22 protein-coding genes are annotated in these 25,660 nt (G+C 57.2%); 9 read left to right on the forward strand and 13 right to left on the reverse strand.

The window, feature by feature from the left end:
• Positions 1-78 precede the first annotated feature (78 nt).
• A complete protein-coding gene (locus AB6T85_RS03320) occupies positions 79-408 on the reverse strand; it encodes a YnfA family protein (RefSeq protein ID WP_301250949.1) in 330 nt (109 codons plus the stop codon).
• A gap of 132 nt (positions 409-540) precedes the next feature.
• On the opposite strand from AB6T85_RS03320, the gene AB6T85_RS03325 reads away from it, so the two are divergent.
• Both AB6T85_RS03325 and AB6T85_RS03330 read left to right on the forward strand, forming a co-directional pair.
• Positions 541-888: a DUF1283 family protein gene (locus tag AB6T85_RS03325; RefSeq protein ID WP_369894832.1), complete on the forward strand. Its 348-nt coding sequence runs from the start codon at positions 541-543 to the stop codon at positions 886-888.
• Between the two features lie 51 nt (positions 889-939).
• The gene (locus AB6T85_RS03330; protein ID WP_253454338.1) at positions 940-1,239 is read left to right on the forward strand and encodes a DUF1161 domain-containing protein; all 300 of its coding nucleotides are present in this window, start codon (positions 940-942) and stop codon (positions 1,237-1,239) included.
• A gap of 30 nt (positions 1,240-1,269) precedes the next feature.
• On the opposite strand, the gene AB6T85_RS03335 is transcribed toward AB6T85_RS03330, so the two are convergent.
• From AB6T85_RS03335 to AB6T85_RS03350, 4 genes are all read right to left on the reverse strand, one after another.
• Positions 1,270-2,724, reverse strand: coding sequence for an MDR family MFS transporter (locus tag AB6T85_RS03335; protein WP_369894794.1), 1,455 nt, complete (start codon positions 2,722-2,724; stop codon positions 1,270-1,272).
• A 147-nt stretch (positions 2,725-2,871) separates the two neighbouring features.
• A complete protein-coding gene (gene bioD, locus AB6T85_RS03340; RefSeq protein WP_253454340.1) occupies positions 2,872-3,543 on the reverse strand; it encodes a dethiobiotin synthase in 672 nt (223 codons plus the stop codon).
• Between the two features lie 131 nt (positions 3,544-3,674).
• Positions 3,675-4,892, reverse strand: coding sequence for a sugar metabolism global transcriptional regulator Mlc (gene mlc, locus AB6T85_RS03345; RefSeq protein WP_369894795.1), 1,218 nt, complete (start codon positions 4,890-4,892; stop codon positions 3,675-3,677).
• A gap of 117 nt (positions 4,893-5,009) precedes the next feature.
• Complete coding sequence (locus AB6T85_RS03350) at positions 5,010-5,906, reverse strand: LysR family transcriptional regulator (protein ID WP_369894796.1); 897 nt, start codon at positions 5,904-5,906, stop codon at positions 5,010-5,012.
• Positions 5,907-6,002: 96 nt separating this feature from the next.
• Between AB6T85_RS03350 and AB6T85_RS03355 the strand changes: the two genes are divergently transcribed.
• A complete protein-coding gene (locus AB6T85_RS03355) occupies positions 6,003-7,238 on the forward strand; it encodes an MFS transporter (RefSeq protein ID WP_301250954.1) in 1,236 nt (411 codons plus the stop codon).
• A 38-nt stretch (positions 7,239-7,276) separates the two neighbouring features.
• On the opposite strand, the gene msrA is transcribed toward AB6T85_RS03355, so the two are convergent.
• The gene (gene msrA, locus AB6T85_RS03360) at positions 7,277-7,807 is read right to left on the reverse strand and encodes a peptide-methionine (S)-S-oxide reductase MsrA (protein WP_253454343.1); all 531 of its coding nucleotides are present in this window, start codon (positions 7,805-7,807) and stop codon (positions 7,277-7,279) included.
• A gap of 392 nt (positions 7,808-8,199) precedes the next feature.
• Here msrA and AB6T85_RS03365 point away from each other — a divergent pair, with 392 nt between their 5' ends.
• On the forward strand, positions 8,200-10,239 hold the full coding sequence (locus tag AB6T85_RS03365) for a choline transporter (RefSeq protein WP_253454344.1): 2,040 nt from the start codon (positions 8,200-8,202) through the stop codon (positions 10,237-10,239).
• 22 nt (positions 10,240-10,261) lie between these two features.
• Here the strand turns inward: AB6T85_RS03365 and AB6T85_RS03370 are convergent, their stop codons facing one another.
• The gene (locus AB6T85_RS03370; RefSeq protein ID WP_369894797.1) at positions 10,262-11,338 is read right to left on the reverse strand and encodes an AbrB family transcriptional regulator; all 1,077 of its coding nucleotides are present in this window, start codon (positions 11,336-11,338) and stop codon (positions 10,262-10,264) included.
• A gap of 702 nt (positions 11,339-12,040) precedes the next feature.
• Here AB6T85_RS03370 and AB6T85_RS03375 point away from each other — a divergent pair.
• Positions 12,041-12,442 (forward strand): H-NS family histone-like protein, encoded by a 402-nt coding sequence (locus tag AB6T85_RS03375; protein WP_125290095.1) that lies wholly within the window; start codon positions 12,041-12,043, stop codon positions 12,440-12,442.
• A gap of 132 nt (positions 12,443-12,574) precedes the next feature.
• Complete coding sequence (gene tus, locus AB6T85_RS03380; RefSeq protein ID WP_369894798.1) at positions 12,575-13,504, forward strand: DNA replication terminus site-binding protein; 930 nt, start codon at positions 12,575-12,577, stop codon at positions 13,502-13,504.
• A gap of 36 nt (positions 13,505-13,540) precedes the next feature.
• Here tus and fumC read toward each other — a convergent pair whose 3' ends face one another.
• Positions 13,541-14,938, reverse strand: a complete 1,398-nt coding sequence (gene fumC / locus AB6T85_RS03385; RefSeq protein ID WP_253454347.1) for a class II fumarate hydratase — start codon at positions 14,936-14,938, stop codon at positions 13,541-13,543.
• Positions 14,939-15,303: 365 nt separating this feature from the next.
• On the opposite strand from fumC, the gene AB6T85_RS03390 reads away from it, so the two are divergent.
• Positions 15,304-16,803 carry a YdgA family protein gene (locus AB6T85_RS03390; RefSeq protein ID WP_369894799.1) on the forward strand — a complete coding sequence of 500 codons (1,500 nt, stop codon included), beginning with the start codon at positions 15,304-15,306 and terminating at the stop codon, positions 16,801-16,803.
• Positions 16,804-16,972: 169 nt separating this feature from the next.
• Complete coding sequence (gene add, locus AB6T85_RS03395) at positions 16,973-17,971, forward strand: adenosine deaminase (RefSeq protein WP_253454349.1); 999 nt, start codon at positions 16,973-16,975, stop codon at positions 17,969-17,971.
• 64 nt (positions 17,972-18,035) lie between these two features.
• Here the strand turns inward: add and AB6T85_RS03400 are convergent, their stop codons facing one another.
• From AB6T85_RS03400 to AB6T85_RS03420, 5 genes are all read right to left on the reverse strand, one after another.
• Positions 18,036-19,076 carry an oxidoreductase gene (locus AB6T85_RS03400; RefSeq protein ID WP_369894800.1) on the reverse strand — a complete coding sequence of 347 codons (1,041 nt, stop codon included), beginning with the start codon at positions 19,074-19,076 and terminating at the stop codon, positions 18,036-18,038.
• 87 nt (positions 19,077-19,163) lie between these two features.
• On the reverse strand, positions 19,164-20,075 hold the full coding sequence (gene araC, locus AB6T85_RS03405; protein ID WP_125290101.1) for an arabinose operon transcriptional regulator AraC: 912 nt from the start codon (positions 20,073-20,075) through the stop codon (positions 19,164-19,166).
• A gap of 9 nt (positions 20,076-20,084) precedes the next feature.
• A complete protein-coding gene (araH, locus tag AB6T85_RS03410) occupies positions 20,085-21,065 on the reverse strand; it encodes an L-arabinose ABC transporter permease AraH (protein WP_253454351.1) in 981 nt (326 codons plus the stop codon).
• 15 nt (positions 21,066-21,080) lie between these two features.
• On the reverse strand, positions 21,081-22,595 hold the full coding sequence (araG, locus tag AB6T85_RS03415; protein ID WP_369894801.1) for an L-arabinose ABC transporter ATP-binding protein AraG: 1,515 nt from the start codon (positions 22,593-22,595) through the stop codon (positions 21,081-21,083).
• A 47-nt stretch (positions 22,596-22,642) separates the two neighbouring features.
• Positions 22,643-23,626, reverse strand: coding sequence for an arabinose ABC transporter substrate-binding protein (locus AB6T85_RS03420; protein ID WP_125290104.1), 984 nt, complete (start codon positions 23,624-23,626; stop codon positions 22,643-22,645).
• Between the two features lie 345 nt (positions 23,627-23,971).
• Here AB6T85_RS03420 and AB6T85_RS03425 point away from each other — a divergent pair, with 345 nt between their 5' ends.
• The gene (locus tag AB6T85_RS03425) at positions 23,972-25,654 is read left to right on the forward strand and encodes a ribulokinase (RefSeq protein WP_369894802.1); all 1,683 of its coding nucleotides are present in this window, start codon (positions 23,972-23,974) and stop codon (positions 25,652-25,654) included.
• Positions 25,655-25,660: the final 6 nt, after the last annotated feature.

The following is a 25,660-nucleotide window of genomic DNA, read 5'->3' on the forward strand; positions in this document are numbered from 1 at the left end:
CTGGCCGGGCCAAAGTCCATAAGGCGTAATGCGCTATCTGGCCCGGCGGCTACCTTCTGCCGGGCCTGTTCTGATTTGCTAGCCCCTTCCCCAACCGGCCACGATAATCAGCATCCCGCCCAGGGCGATTGCCGCGCCCGCCCAGTCGTAATGACTTAGCTTTACGCCATCCACAAAACGCAGCCACAGCAGCGCCGTCGCCACATATACGCCGCCGTAGGCCGCATAGACGCGCCCGCTCGCCGCCGGATGCAGCGTCAGCAGCCAGACAAACAGCCCCAGGCTGGCCGCCGCGGGCAGCAACAGCCAGGCGGAGCCACCCTTGCGTAGCCACAGCCAGGGCAGAAAACAGCCGACGATCTCGGCCAGCGCGGTCAGAAAAAAAAGCAGGACGGTTTTCAGCAGCATGTTTCCTCACTACAGGCTAAACGGATGCGCAAGTCGGCTGGTTAGCCCGCGCGCGCAGATGATATACTATTCGCGGCGTTCGATGCAGCCGCGCGGCTGTAAAACAGGAATAAGGAATTGATGATGAAAAAGATGAATTTCTGGCAATCTACGCTGGTCAGGGCTGCGCTGCCGCTGGTTCTGTTTGGCGCGCTGGCCTCTTTTCAGCAGACCGCCGAAGCAAGAACGGACAGGCTGATCATTCAGGACGGCGACAGCTCGCTGACTAAAGAGCAGGCCCGCCAGGAGAAAGAGCAGTGGGATGAAACCCATCGCCTGCGCAGCAAAGTGAATCAGCGCGTGGAAAAGAATTTTGATAAGGCTGACCGCGCCATTGATACTCGCGACGCCTGTGAGCAGAGCCTGAACGTTAATGCCTACTGGGAGCCGAGCACATTGCGCTGCCTGGATCGCCGCAGCGGACGTCCCGTCGCGCCCTGATAGCGGATAGCTGCTATAGTTAGCGTAATTTTCAGGCAAAAGGAAAGGACGATGAAAGCGATAAAATGGCTGTTACCGGCGTTGATGGTCGCCGCTCCGCTGGCTGTACAGGCTTCCTGCGAGACGGTTAAAGCGGACATTAATCAGAAAATTATCAATAACGGCGTGCCTGCTTCCGGCTTTACGCTGGACGTGGTGCCCAGCGACCAGGCCGATCAGGCTGGCGGTCAGGTGGTAGGCCATTGTGAAAACGATTCGCAAAAAATAGTCTACAAGCGTGAACGCAACGGCGATAGCGACGCGGCCGTACCGGCCAGCGCCGGGACCTCTCAGGATGCCCCTTCTTCCTGATGGATAAGGGCCGCCTGCGCGGCCCTTTCTTTATTCCGGTTTCTTCGCCGGGATAAACCGCGCCACCGCCAGGCTGGCGAAGGCGATGACCAATGAAACGGCAAACACCCAGTGCAGCGAGCTGGCCACCTCGCCAATCACATGCTGCAAACTCCCTTGCGATAAAGCTTCTCTCTGCGCCTGCGCCATAATCTGCTGCACCGGATCGTCGTGCTGCGGCAGCCGCTGCGCCAGGTTATAGTTCAGCACCGCGCCCATGACCGCCGTGCCTGCCGCCGATCCCAGCAGGCGACTGAACATCACCGAGGCGGTACAAATGCCGCGTACTGAAAACTCCGCGCTGTTTTGCACGGCGATCAGGAACGTGGTGCTGGTCATGCCCATACCGGTGCCAATAACGAACGCGGCGACCCCCGCGTAGCTAATGCCGCTGTCCACGTGCAGCGTCAGCAGCAGCGCCGTACCGGCAATCAGCAGCAGCGAGCCAAGCTGGGCGGTGAAACGGTAAGAGGTGCGCAGCATCAGCCTGCCGCTGAGCGTACTGGCCAGCGGCCAGCCGATCGACATCATCGCCAGCGCGCTGCCTGCCTGGAGCGGCGTGCCGCCGTTAACGCCCTGGATCCACGTGGGCAAAAATGCGCTGATGCCCATCATTGCCGCGCCGATAATCAGGTTGCCGAGGTTGCCCGCCACGATTGTCCGGCTACGCCATATCACCAACGGGAACAGCGGCGCGGGCGCCCTTTTTTCATGCCGTACCAGCATAAAAGCCGACAGTATGGCGACGCCAGACAGCACAAATGCCCAGTTACCGAGCAGCTGTGCCTGCAGCAGCGCCGTCAGCAGCGCGCTGACCGTCAGCATCAGCCAGCCGCTGCCCGCCAGGTTAAGCCTCTGTCGCGTTTCACCTCGCGATTCCGGAAACCAGCGCGCCAGCATCAGCATCGAAACGATCCCTACCGGCACGTTAACCCAGAACACCAGCGACCAGCTGAAATGCGCCACTATCCAGGCGCCGGTCAGCGGCCCGACCACCGCCGCCACGCCCCAGACGCTGGAGAGCCAGCCCTGGATACCCGCCCGCTCTTTTGGCGAGTAGACGTCGGCGATAATAGTCGCGGTCAGCGGCATAATTGCGCCCGCGCCCAGCCCCTGGACGGCGCGAAACAGGATCAGCCAGCTCATGGCGGGCGCGAAACCGCACAGTACCGAGCCAAGAAGGAACAACGACGTGCCGATAAAGAAGACGCGTTTCCTTCCCCACAGATCGGCAAGCCTGCCGTAAAGGGGCACGCTGACCGCCTGAGTCAGCAGATAAACGGAAAAAACCCAGCCAAATTGTGAAAATCCGCCCAGCTCCGCCACGATGGTGGGCATGGCCGTGGCGACGATGGTCACCTCAATGGCCGCCATAAACATCGCCAGCATCGCGGCGATCAGTATCCAGTGGCGATGGCTCACCCCGGTGTGTGCTGTTTCAGTCATACCGCTCCTTAGTGTTGTCCGTTCTTATTCTGGCCTGGATTGGCGCCGGATGTTTCCTGTTTGTGCGCTGGCGCGATAAAAAAACCGCTACAGCAGGTGCTGTAGCGGTAGGCAGAAAAGAAAACGTAAGGGGAACGGCGGCAGTTGCTATGGCTGACGCAGCACGCTCAAATCCAGATAGCGGGCCAGCTCACGCTGTTCCGGTTTCGGCAGGTAAGGCAGCTCGCCCAGCAGCGGTGCCTGAATTTTTTGGCTCAGCACGTCGATAATTTCCGCATAATGCGCCAGACCGGGATTAATGCGGTTGGCGACCCAGCCCAACAGCGGCAGGCCGTCGTTGGCTATCGCCTGCGCCGTCAGCAGCGCATGACTGATGCAGCCCAGCTTGATGCCGACCACCATCACTACCGGCAGCCGCTCATCAACCGCCCAGGCGGAAAGCGGCCGCAGATCGTTCATCAGGCTGTGCCAGCCGCCGGTGCCTTCCACGACTACGGAATCAACCTGGGCTGACAGCGCGTGCAGGCTCTCGCTCAGCTTCTGGTAGTTGATAACGGCATCGCGGCTGGTGCTGATCTCATCATCCAGCAGGGTCAGCGGATTAATGGCGGAATAAGGAAGCGTAACGGAAGAAGAAGCCTGTAGCACGAGCGCGTCCTTGTTGCGCGGCCCCTCATCGGTTTGCTGGCTGCTTTTGGCGACGGGCTTATAGCCAGCCACCCGCCGCCCCCCTTCGGACAGCGTCTGCAAGAGTGCGCGGCTGACCACTGTTTTACCCACTTCTGTATCGGTGCCAGTGACAAATAAACGCTTTAACATACTCTCTCTACGCTCCGATTCTGTCGATAATTTATAAACAATAATTAACAATTAAGACGCAACATCTTAGGGTAGCGAACAGGAGTGAGGCTTGCGTTAGCGCAATCTTTTGCGTAATAAAGGGCGTGGCGTCAGCCCTGGAGAAGTTTCACCAGCAGCGTGCCGTTATAGAGCGCATCCTTGACCAGCGCGGCCCCTGGCATGGTGCCCTGATTATAAAACTGGGTAGGTTCGATGGCGATATGCTGGCCGTAAACCGGCAGGGACTGACGGCGCACGCAATCGGCGATGGCGGGATAGAGGATTTCGCTGGCGCGATTAAGCGGCGATCCTATAACTATTTTTTCAGGGTTAAAGAGGTTAACCATAATTGCCAGGATACGACCCACGTGATGCCCGACGCCGGTGACAATCCCTTTCGCCAGCGGATCGCCCGCCAGCGCGGCATCGCAAAGCGACGCGGCGGTAAGCGGCTGCTGATGCAGCAGGCAGTCCGGCGCGGCCTGCATTTTTTGCGCGGCCAGCTCCAGCACGCTTTCCAGGCTTGCGACCGTCTCCAGGCAGCCATGATTGCCGCAGTAACACTGTTTGCCCCATGGCTCGACCTGCGTATGGCCTATCTCTACCAGCGTGCTGCTGCCGCTGTGCAGCAGGCGGCCACCGGTAATCACGCCTGCGCCGACGTTGTGATCGATAACGACCTGGATAACGTTATTAAGATCGCGCGAGGCGCCAAACAGCGCTTCCGCCATGGTCCAGGCGCAGATATCGTGCTGGATATAAACCGGCAGGCCGGTACGCGCCGACAGCGCCTCGCCCAGCGGCATATCGCTGACGCGGTAAAAAGGCATGCGATGCACGATGCCTTTTTGCGCATTGAGAATGCCCGGCAGCGTGATGGCAATAGCGGTTAGCCTTTCCAGTTTCTGCTGGTGGCGAATAAAGAAGGCGTCGATTTCATTAATAATGCGCGACAGCAGCGGCTGCGGATCGTCAACGGGCAGCGGCCGCACCTCTTCCACCACCAGCAGGCTGCTTAAATCCCGCAGCGCCAGCGTGAACTCGCCGTTGCCGATGCGGGCGGAAAGATAGTGCCAGGCCGGCGTATCCACCACCAGGCCGACAGCCGGGCGGCCGCGGCTGCCCGCTTCCTGAAACTCCGTTTCCTGCACCAGATGCGCTTCCAGCATCTCGCGCACGATTTTTGTGATGCTTGCCGGGGCCAGGTGTGCTTTTTTCGACAGGGCAATGCGCGATATCGGGCCGTAGCGGTCGATCAGGCGATACACCACGCCCGCATTGGTCTGTTTGATCTGATCGATATGGCCAGGCTGACTATCGGCTATCACTTTATTTTCGCGCCTCAAAATAAATCTCTACTCATGGTGAAACAGTTCCGCTGGCTCGTCAACGCTTTGATTTTTATTGTGATTAACAGCACAGAATAACGCTTAGCTACTTGATCATTACAAATCATCGTTTCTTAACATCAGGCTCAGCATATGCTGGGTAGCGGCGCTGATTTCGCCCTGCTTTTGCCATACCAGCCAGACTTCCGACAGCGCATCTTCTTCCTGCAGCGTCAGCCAGCTGAGCTGCTCCAGCCGCGCCCGACGAAACGACGCGGGCAGGATCGAAACGCCCAGCCCGGTGGCGACCAGCCCGAGGATGGTCATCGCCTCGCCCACTTCCTGAGCAATATTGGGCCGGACGGCATAGCGCTCCAGCAGCGTCAGGGTTTCGCTGTAGAGCGCCGTGCCTACCTGGGGATCGAAAAAAACAAAGGGTTCAGCCGCCAGCTCGCGCAGCGAGACAGAGCCGCGCCCGGCCAGACGATGCGCGCAATGAACCACGGCGCAAAGCGGTTCCCGCAGCAGCAGCCGGTGCTCCAGCGTGTCCGGCAGCGGCGTATTGCGCATCACGCCCAGATCCAGCCGTCCTTCATGCAGCGGAGCCAGCTGCTGGCGTGTATTAATCTCCTGCATCTGTAAATGCACGTCCGGGTAGCGCTGGCGAAAGCTGAACAGCGCGTCGGAAACCGCAGAAATAAACGGCGCGGAGGAGGTAAAGCCGATCCGCAGCGTGCCCTCTTCCCCGCGATGCAGCCTGGCGGCCTTATCGGCCGCTACGGCCACGTTTTGCAGGATTTGCCGGGCGCTGACCAGAAACTGGGCGCCAGCAGGCGTGAGCCGTACGCTACGGTTGGTGCGGGCCAGCAGCCTGGCGCCAATTTGCTGCTCCAGCTGCTGGATCTGCTGGCTGAGCGGCGGCTGGGAAAGGGCAAGACGCTGAGCGGCGCGACCAAAGTGCAGCTCCTCCGCGACGGCAATAAAATAGCGCAGATGACGAAGCTCAATATTCATATCTTAAAAATCTCAATCGAGAGGATTAATAGATTATACAACCTGCTCAATGTTACATAAAATTAACATCAACTTTTCTACGTTTAAGGACAGGCAGTGAACGTTACGACCCGACTCGTTACCGCAGAAGAAAGCGTTACCCCACCCGCCGAAATCTACATTAAGCGCGGCACGCCGCAGTTTATGCGCGTGACGCTGGCACTGTTTTCTGCGGGTTTAGCCACCTTTGCGCTGCTGTATTGCGTACAGCCCATTTTGCCCATTCTGTCGCAGGCATTCGGCGTTTCGCCTGCCGCCAGCAGCCTTTCTTTGTCTATCTCTACCGGTCTGCTGGCGCTGGGCCTGCTGGTAACCGGCCCGCTTTCCGATGCGGTCGGCCGTAAAAACGTTATGGTGACGGCGCTGATGCTGGCAGCGCTGTTTACGCTGCTGTCGGCAGGCATGTCCAGCTGGCACGGCATTCTGCTGATGCGGGCGCTGACCGGCCTGGCGCTGAGCGGCGTGGCGGCGGTGGGAATGACTTATCTGAGCGAAGAGATCCACCCCAGCGCCATCGCCTTTTCGATGGGCCTGTATATTAGCGGCAACTCCATCGGCGGCATGAGCGGCCGTCTGTTAAGCGGCGTGATCGCCGATTTTACCAGCTGGCGAGTCGCGGTCGCGGTTATTGGCTGCTTTGCGCTGGCGGGGGCGCTGATGTTCTGGAAAATTCTGCCGCCCTCGCGCCATTTCCGCCCCGCCTCGCTAAGGCCGCGCAGCCTGCTGATCAATTTTCGGCTGCACTGGCGCGACAGCGGCCTGCCGCTGCTGTTTGCAGAAGGTTTTTTGCTGATGGGCGCGTTCGTCACGCTGTTTAACTATATTGGCTACCGGCTGCTGTCACCGCCGTGGTCGCTGAGCCAGGCGGTGGTAGGATTGCTTTCCGTGGTCTATCTCACCGGCTCCTGGAGCTCGCCGAAAGCGGGCGCGATGACCGCTAAATACGGCCGGGCGGCGGTGCTGCTGGCGTCGGTGACCCTGATGCTGGCTGGCGTGCTGATCACGCTGGCGAATACGTTATGGCTGATTTTTCCGGGCATGATGCTGTTTACGGCCGGCTTTTTTGCGGCGCATTCCGTTGCCAGCGGCTGGATAGGCCCGCGCGCCAGACGTGCCAAAGGACAGGCCTCTTCGCTTTATCTTTTTAGCTACTATCTGGGATCGAGCCTGGCGGGTACGCTTGGCGGCGTGTTCTGGCATCATTTCGGCTGGCCGGGCATTGCCGGTTTTATTACGCTGCTGCTGCTGCTGGCGCTGATGACCGGTTTCCGCCTGCGCAGTAAAAAGCTGTAAAAAAAGCGGGCTGGCTGCCCGCTTTCAGAAGTAACGCCTTATTTATTCTGGCTGGCGTAGTGCTTGCGCAGCTTCTGCAGTTTTGGCGGGATCACGGCCAGGCAATAACGGTTTTCCTGCCCTTCGCCTTCCCAATAGTTCTGATGATAATCTTCCGCCGGATACCATTCGCTGGCGCTTTCGATGGTCGTTACCACCGGCTCCGCCAGCTCCGCCTGCGCGCGCGCGATAGCCGCTTTGGCTTCCACCGCCTGCGTTTCATTCAGCGGGAAAATCGCCGAGCGGTATTGGGTACCGATATCGTTACCCTGACGGTTTAGCTGGGTTGGATCATGGGTAGCGAAGCTGATATCCAGCAGCTCGCCGTAGCTGATTTTTTCCGGATCGAAGCCCAGGCGGATAGCTTCCGCATGGCCGGTTTCGCCCGTGCAGACCTGCTTGTAAGTCGGGTTGGCAACGTGGCCGCCAATGTAGCCGCTCTCTACCGATTCCACGCCGTTAATCTGCTTAAACACGGCTTCGGTACACCAGAAACAGCCACCCGCGATAATTGCATATTCAGTCATCATAATTCCTTATTTGCTTTTGCAAGCCTCGTTAATCATTGCAGCATAAGTTTTTAATTATTGCTACGCCCTTCCATGCGGTGCTGGTTATTAGAGTAAAAGCCAAAACCAATAACACACAGAAACTATAAGGTCTGATGCGATGAATTTATCGCTTTGTTATTTTTAATTGAATGCTCAATCAATAAAAACTATCATGTGGAGCTTATTTTTAACAATTGAAGGAAGGAGACAGAGCAAACAGCTAAATAATCGACAAAGATCAACCTCATAAACTACCTGCCCGAGCGGTTCCCCAGTGTAGTTAGCGGATATGCGGCGGATGTTTCCCAGTATGCGCTAAGGCACGCTTTGTGAAAACCGGGTTTATTCTTGAGCATTTTTTCGGAGAATCTATGCCGACGACTGAAATACCCAGGAAAGATCAGCAAGACCGCATTAATCCCGTGGTCTTTTATACCTCAGCAGCGTTAATTCTGCTGTTCTCGCTTGCCACTATCTTTTTTACCGATTTATCCGATCGCTGGATAAATAATACCCTGCAATGGGTCTCCAATACGTTCGGCTGGTATTACCTGCTGGCGGCCACCGTTTATATCGTCTTTGTGGTGCTGATTGCCGCTTCCCGTTTTGGTTCTATCAAGCTCGGCCCGGAGCAGTCCAAGCCGGAGTTCAGCCTGATGAGCTGGGCGGCGATGCTGTTTGCCGCCGGCATCGGCATCGATCTGATGTTTTTCTCCGTAGCGGAACCCGTCACGCAATATATGATGCCGCCGGAAGGCCAGGGGCAGACGCTGGAGGCAGCGCGACAGGCGATGGTCTGGACGCTGTTCCACTACGGTTTAACCGGCTGGGCGATGTACGCACTGATGGGCATCGCGCTGGGCTACTTCAGCTATCGTTACGGCCTGCCGCTGACTATCCGCTCTGCGCTCTACCCTATCTTCGGCAAGCGGATCAACGGCCCTATCGGCCATTCAGTGGATATCGCGGCGGTTATCGGGACTATTTTCGGTATCGCCACCACGCTGGGGATTGGCGTGGTGCAGCTGAACTACGGTCTGAAGGTGCTGTTTGACGTGCCGGAAGGGCTGACAGCCCAGGCAGCGCTGATTGCGCTGTCGGTAATTATGGCGACTATTTCGGTGACTTCCGGCGTGAATAAAGGGATCCGTCTGCTGTCGGAACTTAACGTGCTGCTGGCGCTGGGTCTGATCCTGTTCGTGCTGTGCATGGGTAACACCAGCTTCCTGCTTAATGCGCTGGTGCTGAACGTTGGCGACTATATCAACCGCTTTATGGGCATGACGCTGAACAGTTTTGCCTTCGACCGCCCTACCGAATGGATGAACAACTGGACGCTGTTCTTCTGGGCGTGGTGGGTTGCCTGGTCGCCGTTTGTCGGCCTGTTCCTGGCGCGAATTTCACGCGGCCGCACCATCCGCCAGTTTGTGGTGGGCACGCTGACCATTCCGTTTATCTTTACCCTGCTGTGGCTGTCGATTTTCGGCAACAGCGCGCTGTATGAAATTATTCACGGCAACACCGCGCTGGCGCAGGAAACGCTGGCTCACCCGGAACGCGGCTTCTACAGCCTGCTGGCGCAGTATCCTGCCTTTACCTTCAGCGCCTCTGTAGCCACTATCACCGGCCTGCTCTTTTACGTCACCTCGGCGGACTCCGGCTCGCTGGTGCTGGGCAACTTTACCTCGAAGCTGAGCGACATCAATAACGATGCGCCTAACTGGCTGCGTATTTTCTGGTCGCTGGCGATTGGCCTGTTGACGCTGGGTATGCTGATGGTTAACGGCGTGACCGCGCTACAGAAAACCACGGTGATTATGGGTCTGCCCTTCAGCTTTGTGATTTTCTTTGTGATGGCCGGTCTCTATAAGTCGCTGCGCGTGGAAGATCACCGCCGCGCCAGTACCATCGTCAGCACGCCGCCAGCGCCGGTTTCCCGCGAGGATCGCCTGAACTGGAAACAGCGTATCTCCCGCGTGATGAACTATCCCGGCAGCACGCATACGAAAAAGATGCTGGATAACGTTTGTCGACCAGCGATGGAAGAAGTCGCGCTGGAGCTGGAGCGACGCGGTGCTAAGGTGCAGGTCAGCGAGCTGCCGCCGCTGGAGGATGAACGCCTCAACCATCTGGAAATGGTGGTCAACCTGGGCGACGAGCAGAGCTTCCTGTATCAGATCTGGCCGCAGCGCTACTCCGTACCGGCGTTTACCTATCGCGCCCGCAGCGGCAAGTCGGACTATTTCCGTCTGGAAACCTTCCTGCTTGAGGGTACGCAGGGCAACGATCTGATGGACTATACCAAAGAGCAGATCATCAATGACATTCTCGATCAGTACGAGCGTCATCTGACCTTCCTGCATATTCATCGGGAAGCGCCGGGCAGCACCATGCCTTTCCCGGAAGCCTGATAAAAAAACAAGGGCCGGACTTTTAGTCCGGCTTTTTATTGCCTGTCAGCTGCCGCGCGCCTGCCCGCTTCGCTAACCATTTAGCTAAAAGCGGCCCGGTAAGCAGCACCACCATAAAACGCCCGGTTTGCATGGCCATAACAAAGGAAAGATCGACATGGCTGGACGCGGCAATAATGGCTACGGAGTCGGCGCCGCCGGGGCTGGTTGCCAGGTAAGCGGTTAAAGGATCGATACCGGCGAAACGTACCAGTAAAAAAGCCAGCCCGCAGCAAACGGCCACCAGGCTAAATATCGCCAGCAGCAAACGCGGCAGCGCCTTTGCCGCATAGATAAGGATAGCGCGATTGAAGCGCAGCCCGATGCTCCAGCCAATCAAAGCATAGGCCGTCATCAGTAAAACAGGCGGTAATTCCAGTTTTACCCAGTGGGTATTTTGCACCAGTAGTCCGCCAGCCAGCGAAATTAATAAAGCGCCCGCAGGCAGCCTTAACAGGCGGCTAATTCCCACGCAGGCCACAATCACTAATAAAGTGGCGCCGAACGCGGGCCATGCCACCGGCTGAATAATGGCAAACGCCGAAGCTGACGAGGCTGTTGGCGAAGGCGCCCAGATACGTGCGATGAAGGTAGCCAGCACCGCGACAATAACCACACGCAGATATTGCATAAAGGCGACCAGCCGCACGTCGGCATCATAATTTTCCGCCATCAGCGTCATTGCTGCAGCGGCACCGGGCGACGATCCCCATATTGCCGTTGAGCCTGGCAACACCTGCCAGCGGGTTAACAACCATCCCGACAGCGCGCTGGCGATAATAACGGAGAAAATAGCCGCGCCGAACAGCGGCCAGTTTGCGGCTATTTCTGTAAATATCGAGGGCGGCATGGCGCGGGCGATCATGCACCCCACCACGCCCTGCGCTAAATAAAAGAGCGGTCTGGCAATGATCACCGGCTTATCGTGAGCGGCAAAGACAATCGCCACCAGCATGGGGCCAAGCAGCAGCGCGGCGGGCAGCCGTAGCTGTTCAAGAAGGCTTACTACAAGCGCAGACAACAGAATGAGAACGGGCCAGCGTAAAAAAGAGGCGTGCATTAATTTATCCTGCTGAAACAGATACGTTTATCCTGGCACATCAAAACAAACCGTACCAGTATCGCTGGTTATTACCTGCCCGAGCTATAAAGCTTTAGTTCTCTGTTTTAAAGCCACAGAGGAGCTGCATGTAATAGCGGACTTAACGCCACCTTTAAAAACCTAACTAAAAGTATGTTGTAACTACAAAGATAAGCCGAACGGATGAATTTGACGATAATTAGTGAAACGGGCAAGGCGAAGCAGGGCAACTTTGTATCCTGATATTTTTATCTTTGCCGCTTTCATTATAAGCGGCGGCTTTACTGATTTTACCTGGCGGCAGAGTTTAAAGCCGTGCAGCATAACAGGCCGATAAACAATCCTGCTGGCAGCTTGCAAAAATTTCTTACGATGCCGTTACAGCAGATTAAATCAGCTCTCTTTACCCGTGCGCTTCGGCGCTGTAATTGTAGAGGTGTTTGATAAGCCTGACGTGCCTTTTTATTGTCACACTTCAGTATGGCGTTAAGAATTTTCCCATTCATAAAAAAATATAGCGTCATTCTGCCGGCGCTATTTTGCAAAAAATATGAAAAAGTCGCGTAATTAAGGATTTTTTTTTAGATTTAGTGTTTTTAACTGCGGCAATTCTATGTACACTGTCCTACGATACATACACTGATTATGTTTTTTAACTAACTTAACGCTACGGATTCCTTTATGAGCGAAACTCTGAAAGTACTAAATAACATTCGAACTCTTCGTGCACAGGCTCGTGAAGTTTCTTTATCTGAACTGGAAGAGATGCTGGAAAAACTCGAAGCAGTCGTTAACGAACGTCGTGATGCAGAAGCGGCTATCGCTTCTGAAATCAAAGAAAAAGAAGAGAAGCTGGCGAAATATCGTCAGATGCTTCTGGACGACGGTATCGATTTAAGCGAGCTGACCGCAGCTGAAACTAATTCAGGTAAATCTCGTGCCAAGCGCGCGCCACGTCCTGCTAAATATCAATATACCGATGAAAATGGCGAAACCAAATCATGGACCGGCCAGGGCCGTACGCCAGCGGTGATTAAGCAGGCGCTGGATCAGGGTAAAAAGCTGGAAGATTTCCTGATTTAAATCTTCAGCCACGCTGGTCATTCAGCGTGGCAGCTTTTATTCCCTTTCTGACCGGTTCCTTTATTCCCTCGCTTGCGTAGTTAATCTTTACTCTCTACCCTCTTATAAGTATGTTGTAACTAAGGACATATGATGAGTCGATACGACGCCGTTGAAAATCTGCACCGCTGCGCCACGGATTTGCAGGCCGCTTTAGGCGAGCTTACGCAGCGGCTTTCCGGACAGCGCCTGCTGGCCGCCCGCGTGTTTGAACTGCCGCCTGTTCAAAAAGGTCAGGAACACGATCCCGTCACGGAAATCGCCGTCGTGCAGCATCTGGCGCAGCCCGCCTTCGCCATGGCCCTCGCCCACTACGGCCGGCTTTATATGCAGCACCAGTCGGAAACGGTCAGCACCAAGGCCGCCGTTCGCCTGCCCGGCGCCATTTGCCTTGAGGCTTCAGCGGAACAGGCCGATGCTTTACGGCAGCAGGTAGAGACCGTTAATAAACTAAAAAAACGGCTGGAGGAAATTATTACGGTAGAGTCGGGCGTGCCCAGCGAAGATCGTTTTGAATTTGTGCACAGCCATTTGCGGGGGCTAATAACGCTTAACGCTTATCGCTCTATCTCTTTACTCGACGCGCCCGATTCCGTGCGTTTCGGCTGGGCAAATAAACATATAATTAAAAACGTTAGTCGCGAAGAGATAGTGGAAAAACTGAAAAAAAGCCTGCGCTCCGGTCGCGCTATGGCACCCTGGACGCGCGAACAGTGGGGGGAAAAATTACAGGATGAGATCGCCATGCTTAATTCGCTGCCCGCTACGGCAAAGCTGAAGATAAAAAGGCCGGTCAAGGTGCAGCCGATTGCCCGCGTATGGAATAAGGAACAGCAAAAACAAACGCAGCTCGCCTGCCCTTCTCCCTTGCTGGTGCTCTGCCCCGATGCCTTATCCGTCCCTAAGCTGGGCGAATTATTAAATTACGATGCCGGTAAGATCGTGCATCGATTTAAACCGGAAGCAAAAAAGCTCTTTTCGCTGATCCCTCGTTTACACCTTTACAGTGACCGCCTTGCATAAAAAAAGAGCGGAAACATTTCCGCTCTTATTCAGCTATTACGCTTTCATGCTGCCGACCATCTCTTCCGGCCTGACCCAAAGGTCAAACTCTTCTTCCGTTAGGTAGCCCAGCTTCAGCGCGGACGCTTTCAGCGTCAGGCCTTCTTTGTGCGCTTTTTTGGCAATTTCCGCCGCTTTGTCGTAACCGATATGGGTATTCAACGCCGTTACCAGCATCAGCGATTCATTCAGCAGTTGTGAAATACGATCGCGGTTCGGCTCAATGCCTACGGCGCAATGGTGATTAAAGCTGTCCATACCGTCCGCCAGCATCCGCACCGACTGCAGGAAATTATGAATAATCATTGGACGATAAACGTTAAGCTCAAAATTACCGGACGCGCCGCCCATATTGACCGCAACGTCGTTGCCCATCACCTGACAGCAAAGCATGGTCATCGCTTCACACTGCGTCGGATTCACTTTACCTGGCATGATAGAGCTGCCCGGTTCGTTTTCCGGGATGGCGATCTCGCCGATACCGCAGCGAGGGCCGGAAGAGAGCCAGCGCACGTCGTTAGCGATCTTCATTAACGAGGCCGCCAGTCCTTTCAGCGAACCGTGCGCGTGCACCAGCGCGTCGCAGGTTGCCAGCGCTTCAAATTTGTTTGGCGCGGTGACGAAAGGCTGCTTAGTCAGCTCCGCCAGCTCTTTGGCTACGCGTACCGCATATTCCGGGTGCGTGTTCAGCCCGGTACCAACCGCCGTGCCGCCCAGCGCCAGCTCCGCCACGTGCGGAATGCTCTGCTCAATATGCGTCAGATTGTGCTTCAGCATGGCCACCCAGCCGGAAATCTCCTGGCCCAGCGTCAGCGGCGTGGCGTCCTGAAGATGGGTACGGCCAATCTTCACGATGTCCTTATAGGCCTGTGCTTTTTCATCCAGCGTTTTTTGCAGCACTTTCAGCTGAGGGATCAGGTGCTCTTTCAGCGCGATAACGGCAGCAACGTGCATGGCGGTAGGAAAAACGTCGTTAGAGCTTTGGCTCTTGTTAACGTCGTCGTTAGGGTGCACCAGACGCGACATGCCGCGCTCGCCGCCCAGGATCTCGCTGGCGCGGTTGGCCAGGACTTCATTCATATTCATATTGGTCTGGGTACCGGAACCGGTCTGCCAGATAGCCAGCGGAAACTCGGTTGCGTGCTGGTTGGCCAGAACCTCGTCGGCAGCCTGCACTATCGCCTGCGAGCGTTCTGCGGGCAGCAGGCCCAGATCGCTGTTCACCTTCGCCGCTGCGCGTTTGGTTAACGCCAGCGCGTGCACCAGTTCAACAGGCATCTTTTCGCTGGAGATGCGAAAATGCTCCAGAGAACGCTGCGTTTGCGCGCCCCAAAGTTTATCTGCCGGCACTTCGATGGAACCCATTGAATCTTTTTCAATGCGGTTGGCGGCCATGTCTCTCTCCTTTACTGGTTATGATGAAACCCAACTTGCCCGTCCGGGCGTTTTGCGCGGGCCATAGTATGACATACAATAATTTAACATTTTGCGAGCCGGTCGTCCTTATCGCATTTCGCCGCCGCCGAAAATTTCTTTCATATAACACAGAGTTAATACTTTTTTTTCTTTCTGCCTGGCCCGCATTTATTCTGGCAACCTGCCGCATTCTTTTTACATTACGCACGGAAGCCAGATTGCGGCTGACGCCGCGAGCCACAGTTGCTATCATAATTAACCTGTTATACAGAAACGTTTTTCTTGCCGGATTGCGCCGGATGCGATTGTCGGCATCGGTGACTTAAAAAAGGACGATTTTACAGATGAAAAAAACAAAAGTAGCGGTGGGCGTGATTGTCGCTCTTGGCGTGATTTGGACCGGTACGGCGTGGTTTACCGGTAAACAGCTGGAAAAGAACAGGGATGAACTGGTGCAGGAGGCCAACGCTCGCCTGAATGTGCTGGCACCGAACAGCCGCCTGAAGGTAAGCTATCAGGACTGGCAGCGCGGCGTTTTCAGCAGCTCGCTGCGCCTGGTGGTCCAGTCTGACTCACAGACCGAAGATACTTCGCCGCTGAAGCCGGGCCAGAGCGTGGTGTTTGACGAAAAAATCGATCATGGCCCTTTCCCTTTCGCCCAGCTGAAAAAATTCAATCTGATCCCCAGCATGGCTTCGGTACATACCCAGCTCGAAAATACCGACGCGGTGAAAAAGCTGTTTGAGATGGCTAAAGGCAAGTCGGCGTTGCAGGCGGAAACCCGCGTAGGCTACGGCGGCGCGACCGCTTCCGTTATTAAGCTGCTGCCGCTGGACTATACCAATGCCCAGACCGGTGAGCGCTTTGCCTCTAACGGCGGCACCATCAACCTCAGCGCCGATAAAAAAGGCGATAAGGTTGATTACGACGGCAAGCTGGAAAGCCTGGTGCTGACCATGCGCAATCAGCTTAATATGCCGGTTATGTTTACCCTGAACGGCCTGACCCTGGACGGCAAAACGCACCTTAACGCCCAGGGCCTGCGCATTGGCGATCAGAAAAGCAGCCTGGATAAGCTCAGCTCGACCGTAAACGGCCAGCCCTCTTTTGAACTGCACGGCATTAAGCTGAACTCCGCTTACGATAGCGTGAACAATCAGGTTTCCGGCACCACCGACCTTGCGCTGGACGCGATGAAAATCCGCGATCGGGACTTCGGTCAGGTCAAACTGTCGCTCAAGCTTTCCCAGTTTGACGCCGACGGTCTTAAGGCCTTCAGCGATAACTATCAAAGCCAGGTGCAGGCGCTGATGAACGAACCGGGCGTGAGCGATAACTTTGCGCTTTATCAGCAGCGTATCGGCGAAATCCTCAATGCCAACCTGCCGCTGCTGCTGAAAGGTAACCCGGTCATCACTATTGCGCCGCTGAGCTGGAAAAACGCCAAAGGCGAAAGCAACTTTAACCTTTCCGTGCACTTTAAAGATCGCGTTGCCGGTGCGCCGCAGCCGCAAACCCTGAGCCAGGCGCTGGATAACGTGCTGAAAACGCTGGACGGCAAGCTGACTATCTCTATGGATATGGCCACGGAGATGATGACGCAGGTTGCTATGGCGGAAGGCTATAAGCAGGAAGAAGCCGCTAAGCTGGCCGATCAGCAGGTGAAAGGCGTGGCCGCAATGGGCCAGATGTTCCGTCTGACCAAACAGCAGGACAACAATATCGTCACCAGCCTACAGTATGCGAGCGGCCAGGTTACGATGAACGGCGAGAAAATGACGCTCGACCAGTTCTTTGCCCGCTATATGCTGGGCGGCGAACCGGCGGCAATGCCGCAGCAGTAACCCCATCGTTAAGCTACCAACCGTACCGTGCGCAAGGCCGGTACGGTTTTTTATTGCGCCAGCGGGCAATTAATCGGCAGTTGGCCCGACAATCGCGCAATTCGCTGGTACAGCAGCGCGGAATGTTTTTATACTGTTATGCACTTTTATCACTACAGAGTGCACCGCCATGATTGATTCCCGTATTCCCCTTACCGATATCCATCGCCATCTTGACGGCAATATCCGTGCACAAACCATTCTTGATTTAGGCCGTGAATTTAACCTTACGCTGCCCGCCACCACGCTGGAAACGCTGCGCCCGCACGTGCAGGTAATGAAAAACGAGCCGGATCTGGTCAGCTTTCTGCAAAAGCTGGACTGGGGCGTCAAGGTGCTTGGCTCGCTGGAAGCCTGCCGCCGTATCGCGATGGAGAACGTTGAAGACGCCGCCCGCGCCGGTATCCACTATGCGGAACTGCGTTTTTCTCCCGGCTATATGGCGATGACCCACAACCTGCCGATCGCGGGCGTGGTGGAAGCCGTTATTGACGGCGTACGCGCGGGCTGCGAAAAGCACAACATTACCGTACGCCTGATCGGCATTATGAGCCGCACCTTTGGCGAAGAAGCCTGTCTGCTGGAGCTGGAGGCGCTGCTGGCGCACCGTGACGGCATCACCGCGCTGGATCTGGCTGGCGACGAGCTGGGCTTCCCCGGCAGCCAGTTTTTAAGCCACTTTACCCGCGCGCGCGACGCTGGCCTGCGTATTACCGTTCATGCCGGTGAAGCAGCAGGGCCGGAAAGCATCTGGCAGGCGATCCACGAGCTGGGCGCCGAGCGTATTGGTCACGGCGTGAAAGCGGTAGAAGATGCAAAACTGATGGATTACCTGGCGGAAAAAGGGATCGGCATTGAGTCCTGTCTGACCTCCAATATCCAGACCAGCACCGTCTCTTCGCTGCTGCACCATCCGCTGGCGACGTTCCTGGATCACGGCATTCTGGCGACCATCAATACTGACGATCCTGCCGTGCAGGGTATTGAGATTGGGCACGAATACAAAATCGCCGCGCCGCAGGCAGGCCTGAGCCAGCAGCAGATCCGTACCGCCCAGGAAAACGGCCTGAAAATCGCTTTCTTAAGCGAAGCGGAAAAAGAGGCGATCCGCGCCAGCGTAGCGGCCTGATCGCTAAAACTGCCCGGCAGCGCGCCGGGGCAGTTTTCGCTAAGCCTGCTGCAGTGCCATAAGACTACTTCAGCGACAGGGTCTGACGCTTCTCGGCGGATTGCAGGCCCAGTTCGATCAGCTCCATCACCTGAATCGCTTCCTGCGCCGTCACCGGATTCGCGCCGTCGCCGTTGACAGCGTCGCGAATGCCGGCGTAATAGGCCGGATAGTTGCCCGGCGTGGTCAGCAGCGTCTCTTCCGCCATCATTTCGCCGTTAGCCAGCGTGACCACGCCGTCGCGCATATCGTAGCCCCACTCTTCCTGCGGCGGACGCGCGCCCGCTCTCAGGCTGTCTTCCTGCGGATCCAGACCATATTTTACATAGCTGCCGCGCGTGCCGTGTACCTGATAGCGTGGCGATTCCGCCGCCGCCAGCATGCTGGCATGCAGCACCACCCGACGCTTTGGATAGGTCAGTACGGCGTGGAAATAGTCGGTAGTCTGCGCGCCCGTGCGTAGCTCCGCCAGATCCACATTAATCGCCACCGGCGAACCGAACAGCTGGAGCGCCTGGTCGATCAGGTGCGGCCCTAAATCGTACCAGATGCCGCTGCCCGCGCCCTTCTGCTCGCGCCAGCGGTTGCGCACTTCCGGCCGGAAACGGTCAAAATGGGATTCAAAGTAGCGCACTTCGCCCAGCGTGCCTTCTGCCAGCAGCGTTTTCAGGGTCAGGAAATCGCTGTCCCAGCGGCGGTTATGAAAGACCGACAGCAGCAGGCCTTTGGCGGCCGCCAGCGCTTCCAGCTCGCGCGCCTGTGACAGTGTCACGGTAAAGGGCTTGTCCACCACCACGTGCTTGCCTGCGTTAAGCGCGGCTTTGGCCAGCGGGAAATGGGTGTCGTTAGGGGTGGGAATAACAATCAGCTTAATGGATGGGTCATCGAACAGCGCCTGCGGTTCGGCCACGACCGTGGCGGTGGGCCAGTCGGCATGTACTTTAGCAGCGTCGCTGCTGGATACGGCGGCCAGTTCCATGCCGGAAGTGCCGCTGATTAGGGGCGCGTGAAACGTCTTGCTGGCAAAGCCGTAGCCCACCAGGCCAACGCGAATAGTGTCGTTCATGTCAATTCCTCTTGTCGCTTACCCGAATGATTTAAGACTATCGTTCGGGCAAGGACAAGACGGATTAGGCTGAATGTTATAAGAAAGTTACTGACTGGCGCTCAGCAGATCCCAGCTTTCGCGCGTCACCAGCGTGTCGGCGTCCAGCGAGCGACGACGGAAATCGCTGGGGCTGACGCCTACGCGCTTGCGAAACACGCGGGAAAAATAGAGCTGATCGTCATAGCCCACAATGCGCCCCACGGTGGCGATAGGCTCCTGAGTGGTCTGCAACAGCAGCCTGGCGCGAATGATGCGCTGATCCTCTCGCCAGCGCAGCAGATTGATGCCCATCTGCTCGCGGAACAGGTGCGCCAGCCGCGACGGCGACAGGCACACGTGGTTGGCGACCTCGTCAATCTTCAGCTCGCCCGCCAGGTTGTTGGTCACGTACTGGCAGGCTTCGATGATACGCGGATCGCGGATCTGCTGATGGCTGCGCGGATCTTCTTCCACCGCGCGCAGCAGCAGCCTTTCCAGCAGGTTCATCGCCAGCTCTTCCGCAAAGCGTTTGCCGGAGGTGTGCGTCTGCTCAATGGTGGTAAACAGCCGTTCGAACTCGCCCCACAGCCGTTCGGGCAGCCGCAGCCTGCCGACGCCGCGCTTCTCATCCTGCCACACCAGCCAGCTGCTCCAGTAGGCGCGCGGGCGGAAGTAGATCCAGCGATGGTGCCAGCAGTCGCTCTCCGGCGAGCGGCCGTAGTAGTGCGAGGTTTTAGGCTGAAACAGCAGCAGATCGCCCGGCTCGCACTCAAACGCCTCTTCGCCGCTGAAGACCTGGCCACGGCCCTTGATGGTCAGGTTGATGATATAGCCTTTCATCCCGGAGGGCCGATCGATAAAGAAGTCGAGCGGATCGCCCGCGCCGATTGGCGTCAGGCCCGCCACCAGCCAGGCGTTAAAGGGATAGCCGGGCAGCAGCGGATTGGATTGCGCCACCGGCGCCAGACGATGATACATAACGCCTCCTCAGGCCGTTTTGGCTTTTTGTTTGTAGCGGTCGAAAATCACCGCCGCCAGCAGGATCAGGCCGCGCACCACATACTGCGAGAACGGCGAGATATTCAGCAGGTTCATCGCGTTTTCCACCGTGCCCAGGATCAGCACGCCCGCCACCACGTAGGAGATTTTGCCGATGCCGCCCTTCAGCGAGACGCCGCCCAGCACGCAGGCGGAGATAACGATCAGCTCATAGCCCAGCGAGGTCATCGGCTGGCCGCTGGTCATGCGCGAAGCGAGGATAATGCCCGCCGCGGCGGAAACCAGCCCGGAAAGAATGAAAATGATGATACGCGTGCGCACTACCGGTACGCCAGCCAGGCGAGCCGCTTCTTCATTGCCGCCGATAGCCAGCGTGTTGCGGCCAAAGGTGGTTTTGTTCAGCAGAAAGCCAAAGACAATCAGCGTGCCGATGGTCAGCCAGACCGGTGCCGGAACGCCCAGCCAGCTGGCGTAGCCCAGCGCGAAGAAACGCTCGTCTTCAATGCCCACGGCCTTGCCGTCAGAGAAAATATAGGCCAGGCCGCGCACGATTTGCATCGTCGCCAGCGTGGTGATCAGCGCGTTGATTTTGAGTTTGGCGATCACGAAGCCGTTAACGAACCCGCAGAGCACGCCCAACAGCAGGCCCGCCGCAATGCCGATCCACAGGCTTTCCGTCATATTGATCACTACGGCGGCGGTGACGCCGGCGCAGGCAATCACCGAGGCGACCGAGAGATCGAAGTCGCCGGAGGCAAGGCAGAATAACATGCCGCAGGCCACCATGCCGGACATCGACATCGCCAGGCCCAGCCCTTTCATATTGATCAACGTGCCGAAGTTGGGCACAAAGATCGTGCAGCCGATAAACAGCACGGCAAACACCACCAGCATCCCGAAATTATCCCAGATGCGGCTCAGATTGACGCGCTGCGTTGGCGGCGTGGCGGAAGAGGTAGTTAAAGACATGATTGACTCCTTAAGTCAGGCTACGCGCTGCGTGGTTTTCGGCATGGCAAGCGCCAGCGTCAGGGCTTCGGTGGCTTCCTGATGGCTCAGCTCGCCCGCGATGGCGCCCTCGCGCATCACGAGAATGCGATCGGCCAGCCCCATCACCTCCGGTAAATCGCTGGAGGCGAAGAGCACGGCGATGCCCTCTTCCGCCAGCGCGTAAATCAAACGGTAAATTTCATTCTTGGCGCCGACGTCAATGCCTCGCGTTGGCTCGTCCAGCAGGATCACTTTCATCTCTTCCGACAGCCAGCGTCCCAGGATCGCCTTCTGCTGATTACCGCCGGAAAGATTCATGATTAGCTGGTCGGCGCCGGGCGTTTTAATATTCAGCGAGCGAATATGGCTGGCGGCGTTTTTACTTTCCCACTGGTTGTCGATCAGGCAGCCTGCGGTGAGGTTATTGCGCCGCGCGCTGATATTGATGTTGTCGCGCACGGAATGCACCGCGATGATGCCGTCCGCCTTGCGATCCTCCGGACAGAGCAGGATCCCGGCGCGGATAGCGTCGGACGGCTCACGAATGGTTAACGCTTTGCCGTCAAGCTGCACTTCGCCGCCGCTGATGCGCGTGCCGCCGAACAGCCCTTTCAGCAGTTCGCTGCGGCCCGCGCCCACCAGGCCAAACAGGCCGACGATTTCTCCCGCGCGCACCTCCAGCGAGATCGGCGTCCGCACGCCTTTGGCCTGCACGTTATCCAGCTTCAGGCGCACCTCGCCGGTTTTACGCGGCGCGTAGCCGTAAATATCGCCAATTTCGCGGCCAACCATTGCCTGCACCAGTTCATCATGGCTGGTGGCGCCGACATCCTGAAAGGTCCGCACGTAGCGGCCGTCTTTAAAGACGGTAATGGCATCGCTGAGCGCGAAGATTTCTTCCATTCGGTGCGAAACATACAGCACCACTTTGCCCTCGTCGCGCAGCTGGCGGATCACGCGGAACAGCTGCTCGATTTCACGGGCGGAGAGCGAGCTGGTCGGCTCGTCAAAAGCGATGACTTTGGCATTCCTCGCCAGCGCTTTGGCGATTTCCACCATCTGCCACTGGCCAAGCGACAGCGACTTCAGCGGCGTATCGGGATCGATATCCATCCCTAAGTTTTTTAGCTGTAATCCCGCCTCGTAGCGCAGCAGCGAGCGGTTAACAAAGCCCGCGCGCTGCGGCAGCTGGCCCAGATAGATGTTCTCCGCTACCGACATTTCCGGCACCAGATGCAGTTCCTGATAGATAATCGCCACGCCCGCGTTCAGCGCGTCGAGCGTGTTGGCAAAATTAACCGGCTGGCCTTTCAGGCGGATTTCGCCGCTGGACGGCTGATAGCTGCCGCTCAGGATCTTCAGCAGCGTCGATTTGCCCGCGCCGTTTTCGCCCATCAGGGCGTGCACCTGGCCCGCCGCGCAGTCGAAGCTGATATCCGTCAGCGCTTTAACGCCGGGGAAAGTTTTGCCGATATTGTGAAAGCTCAGATACGGGGATGGCATGGTCATTCCTCGCTATAAGGTGCGCCGGGGACCGCGCGGCGGCCCCCGTCCGATTACATCAGGCCTTTTTTAGCCAGCTCGGTTTTGAAGTTGTCGCGGGTGATCAGCACCACGTCGGTGACTTCGGTAAACTTCGGCGGCTCGGCGTCTTTGGTCACCCAGTCGTGGAGCATCTGAATGCTTTTATAGCCGTGCACGTCCGGGCTTGGCAGCAGCGAGCCGAAGAAACCGGTCGCCTTGCCTTTGGAGAGTTCGCTGATAGCATCCACGCCGTTAATGCCGATGCCGATCACGTCCGGCGCCTTAAAGCCCTGGCCTTCGGTTGCGCGCACGCCGCCGAGAACGGTGTTGTCGTTCATGCCGACAATCAGCCAGTGTTTCACTTCCGGATGCTGCACCAGCAGCGAGTTGCCCGCGTCGAAAGCGCCGGGGATATCGTTGGATTTGGTCGGTACTTTATAAATCTGTGCTTCCGGGAAGCCTTCCGCCTTCAGCGCGTCCACTGACCCACTGGTGCGGCGACGTGCCGTATCCAGCTCGTCCGCCGTAATCGCCATGACGCCCGTTTCTTTCGCGTCCCAGCCGCGCTTTTTCATCTCCTTATAGAGTTCCTGCCCCTGACGCTCGCCGATTTTGGTTGCCGCCATCATCACCAACGGCACCGTATCCATCGGTTTGCCTTTGGCTGTAACAAACTGATCGTCCACGGCAATCACTTTCAGATCGTAACTGCGGGCCTTCGCCACGATGGCGGAACCGAGTTTAGGATCGGGCGTGCAGATCACAAAGCCCTTCGCGCCGCTTGCGGCCAGGCTGTCGATAGCGTTCAGCGTTTTTTCACCATCGGGCACGGCGATTTTAATTACCTCAAAGCCTAAATCTTTGCCCGCCTTATCGGCGAACTTCCATTCGGTCTGAAACCAGGGTTCTTCCGGCTGCTTGACTAAAAAACCCAGCTTCATGGTGTCAGCGATAGCTGAATGTGACATAACGGCGGCGAGGCCAGCGATGGCTAACGCCTGAGTAAATTTGTGCATGAGGCTCTCCGGCTCAGTGCCCGCTTTTGGCGGTTTAATGTAAACGGTATCATTCGGTCCTGGCACGCTGTAACGCCAGCATATTCGGCATTAGCGCAGACGCCGATAAGCGCTAGTTGTAATGGTAAAGATGCGTAGAAAGGGAGAGCGCTATCACACCCTGAGCTTTTAGCTGTTTAATCCATATATTTAGCAAAATTAACACAAATCAAACATTTGAAGTTGGTCACAAAACGCTGCGCGACGACAGAAAAGTGCATATTTGCAGCGCCCTTTAGACTAACCGCCTGGCGCGCGATTTCTTAGGGTAGTCATATCGTATTCATTGACCGCCCGGAGAGAAAAATGCAGTTGGACGCCATCACAATCGGTCTGGACTTTGGCAGTGATTCCGTACGCGCGCTGGCAGTAGAGTGCGCAAGCGGTAAAGAGCTGCAAACCGGAGTCGTCGCCTATCCGCGCTGGCAGGCGGGTCTGTACAGCCAGAGCCGCATCAATCAGTTCCGTCATCATCCGCAGGACTATATCGACGCCTTTGAGCGGGCCATAAGTGACGTTGTCACTAAATTAACGCCCGCTCAGCGCCAAAACATCGTGGGGATCGGCGTCGATTCCACCGGCTCCACGCCAGCGCCCATCGATCGCGACGGCAACGTGCTGGCGCTGCGTCCGGAATTCGCTGAAAACCCCAACGCCATGTTTGTGCTGTGGAAAGATCACACGGCCATTAAAGAAGCGGAAGAAATTACCGCGCTGTGCCACAGCGGGCGTTTCGAAGACTACGCGCGCTTTATTGGCGGCACCTACTCCTCAGAGTGGTTCTGGGCAAAAATCCTGCACGTCAGCCGTGAGGATAAAGCGGTGCGCGAGGCGGCGGTCGCCTGGGTGGAGCTGTGCGACTGGGTGCCCGCCCTGCTCAGCGGCACTACCGCGCCGGAAGCGATCCGCCGTGGACGCTGCGCCGCCGGGCATAAATCGCTGTGGCATCCTGCCTGGGGCGGCCTGCCGGGCGCGGATTTCTTTAACGCGCTGGATCCGCTGCTGACGGAGCATCTGGATACGCCGATGTTCAGCGAAACCTGGACGGCCGAACAGCCCGTTGGGCAGATTACGGCGGAATGGGCGGCGCGGCTTGGCGTGCCGTCTGGCGTGATGATTTCCGGCGGCGAGTTCGACTGCCATATGGGCGCCGTCGGCGCGGGCGCCACGCCTTACACGCTGGTAAAAGTGATTGGCACCTCAACCTGCGACATCCTGATCGCCGATGTGGACCGCGTCGGCGAGCGCGCCATTGACGGCATCTGCGGCCAGGTTAACGGCAGCGTGGTGCCGAATATGATCGGCCTGGAAGCGGGCCAGTCGGCGTTTGGCGATATGTACGCCTGGTTCAGTCGCCTGCTCAGCTGGCCGTTAATTCAGGCCGCCGAAAAACACCCGCATCTTCAGGCGGAACTGACGGAGATACAGAAAAATCTGCTTAACGAATTAACTCAGGCCTGGGCTGCCGATCCACAGCTGGATCATCTGCCGGTGGTGCTGGACTGGTTTAACGGCCGCCGCACGCCTTTTGCCAATCAGCGCCTGAAAGGCGTCATTACCGATCTTAACCTGGGTACCGACGCGGCCACGCTGTTCGGCGGTTTTATCGCCGCCACCGCCTTTGGCGCACGCGCCATTATGGAATGTTTCGAGCGTCAGGATATTCCGGTAGAAAACATCCTGACCCTGGGCGGTATCGCCCGTAAATCCCCGGCCATTATGCAGGTCTGCTGCGATGTGATGAACCGACCGCTGGATATCGTCGCGTCGGACGAATGCTGTGCGCTGGGCGCGGCGATTTTTGCCGCCGTGGCCGCCGGCGTCTATCCCGACGTGCCTGCCGCCCAGCAGAAAATGGCCAGCCCAATTGCTACCACGCTGCAGCCCGACGCCAGCCGCGTCGATCGCTATCAGCAGCTTTATCAGCGTTACCTTCAATGGTGCGACGTGGCCGAACCCCTGTTCGCCCCGCGCCAGCTCAACAGTTAAGGAGAA

Origin of the sequence: Erwinia aeris (assembly GCF_041224955.1) — a bacterium.
Lineage (GTDB): Bacteria > Pseudomonadota > Gammaproteobacteria > Enterobacterales > Enterobacteriaceae > Erwinia > Erwinia aeris.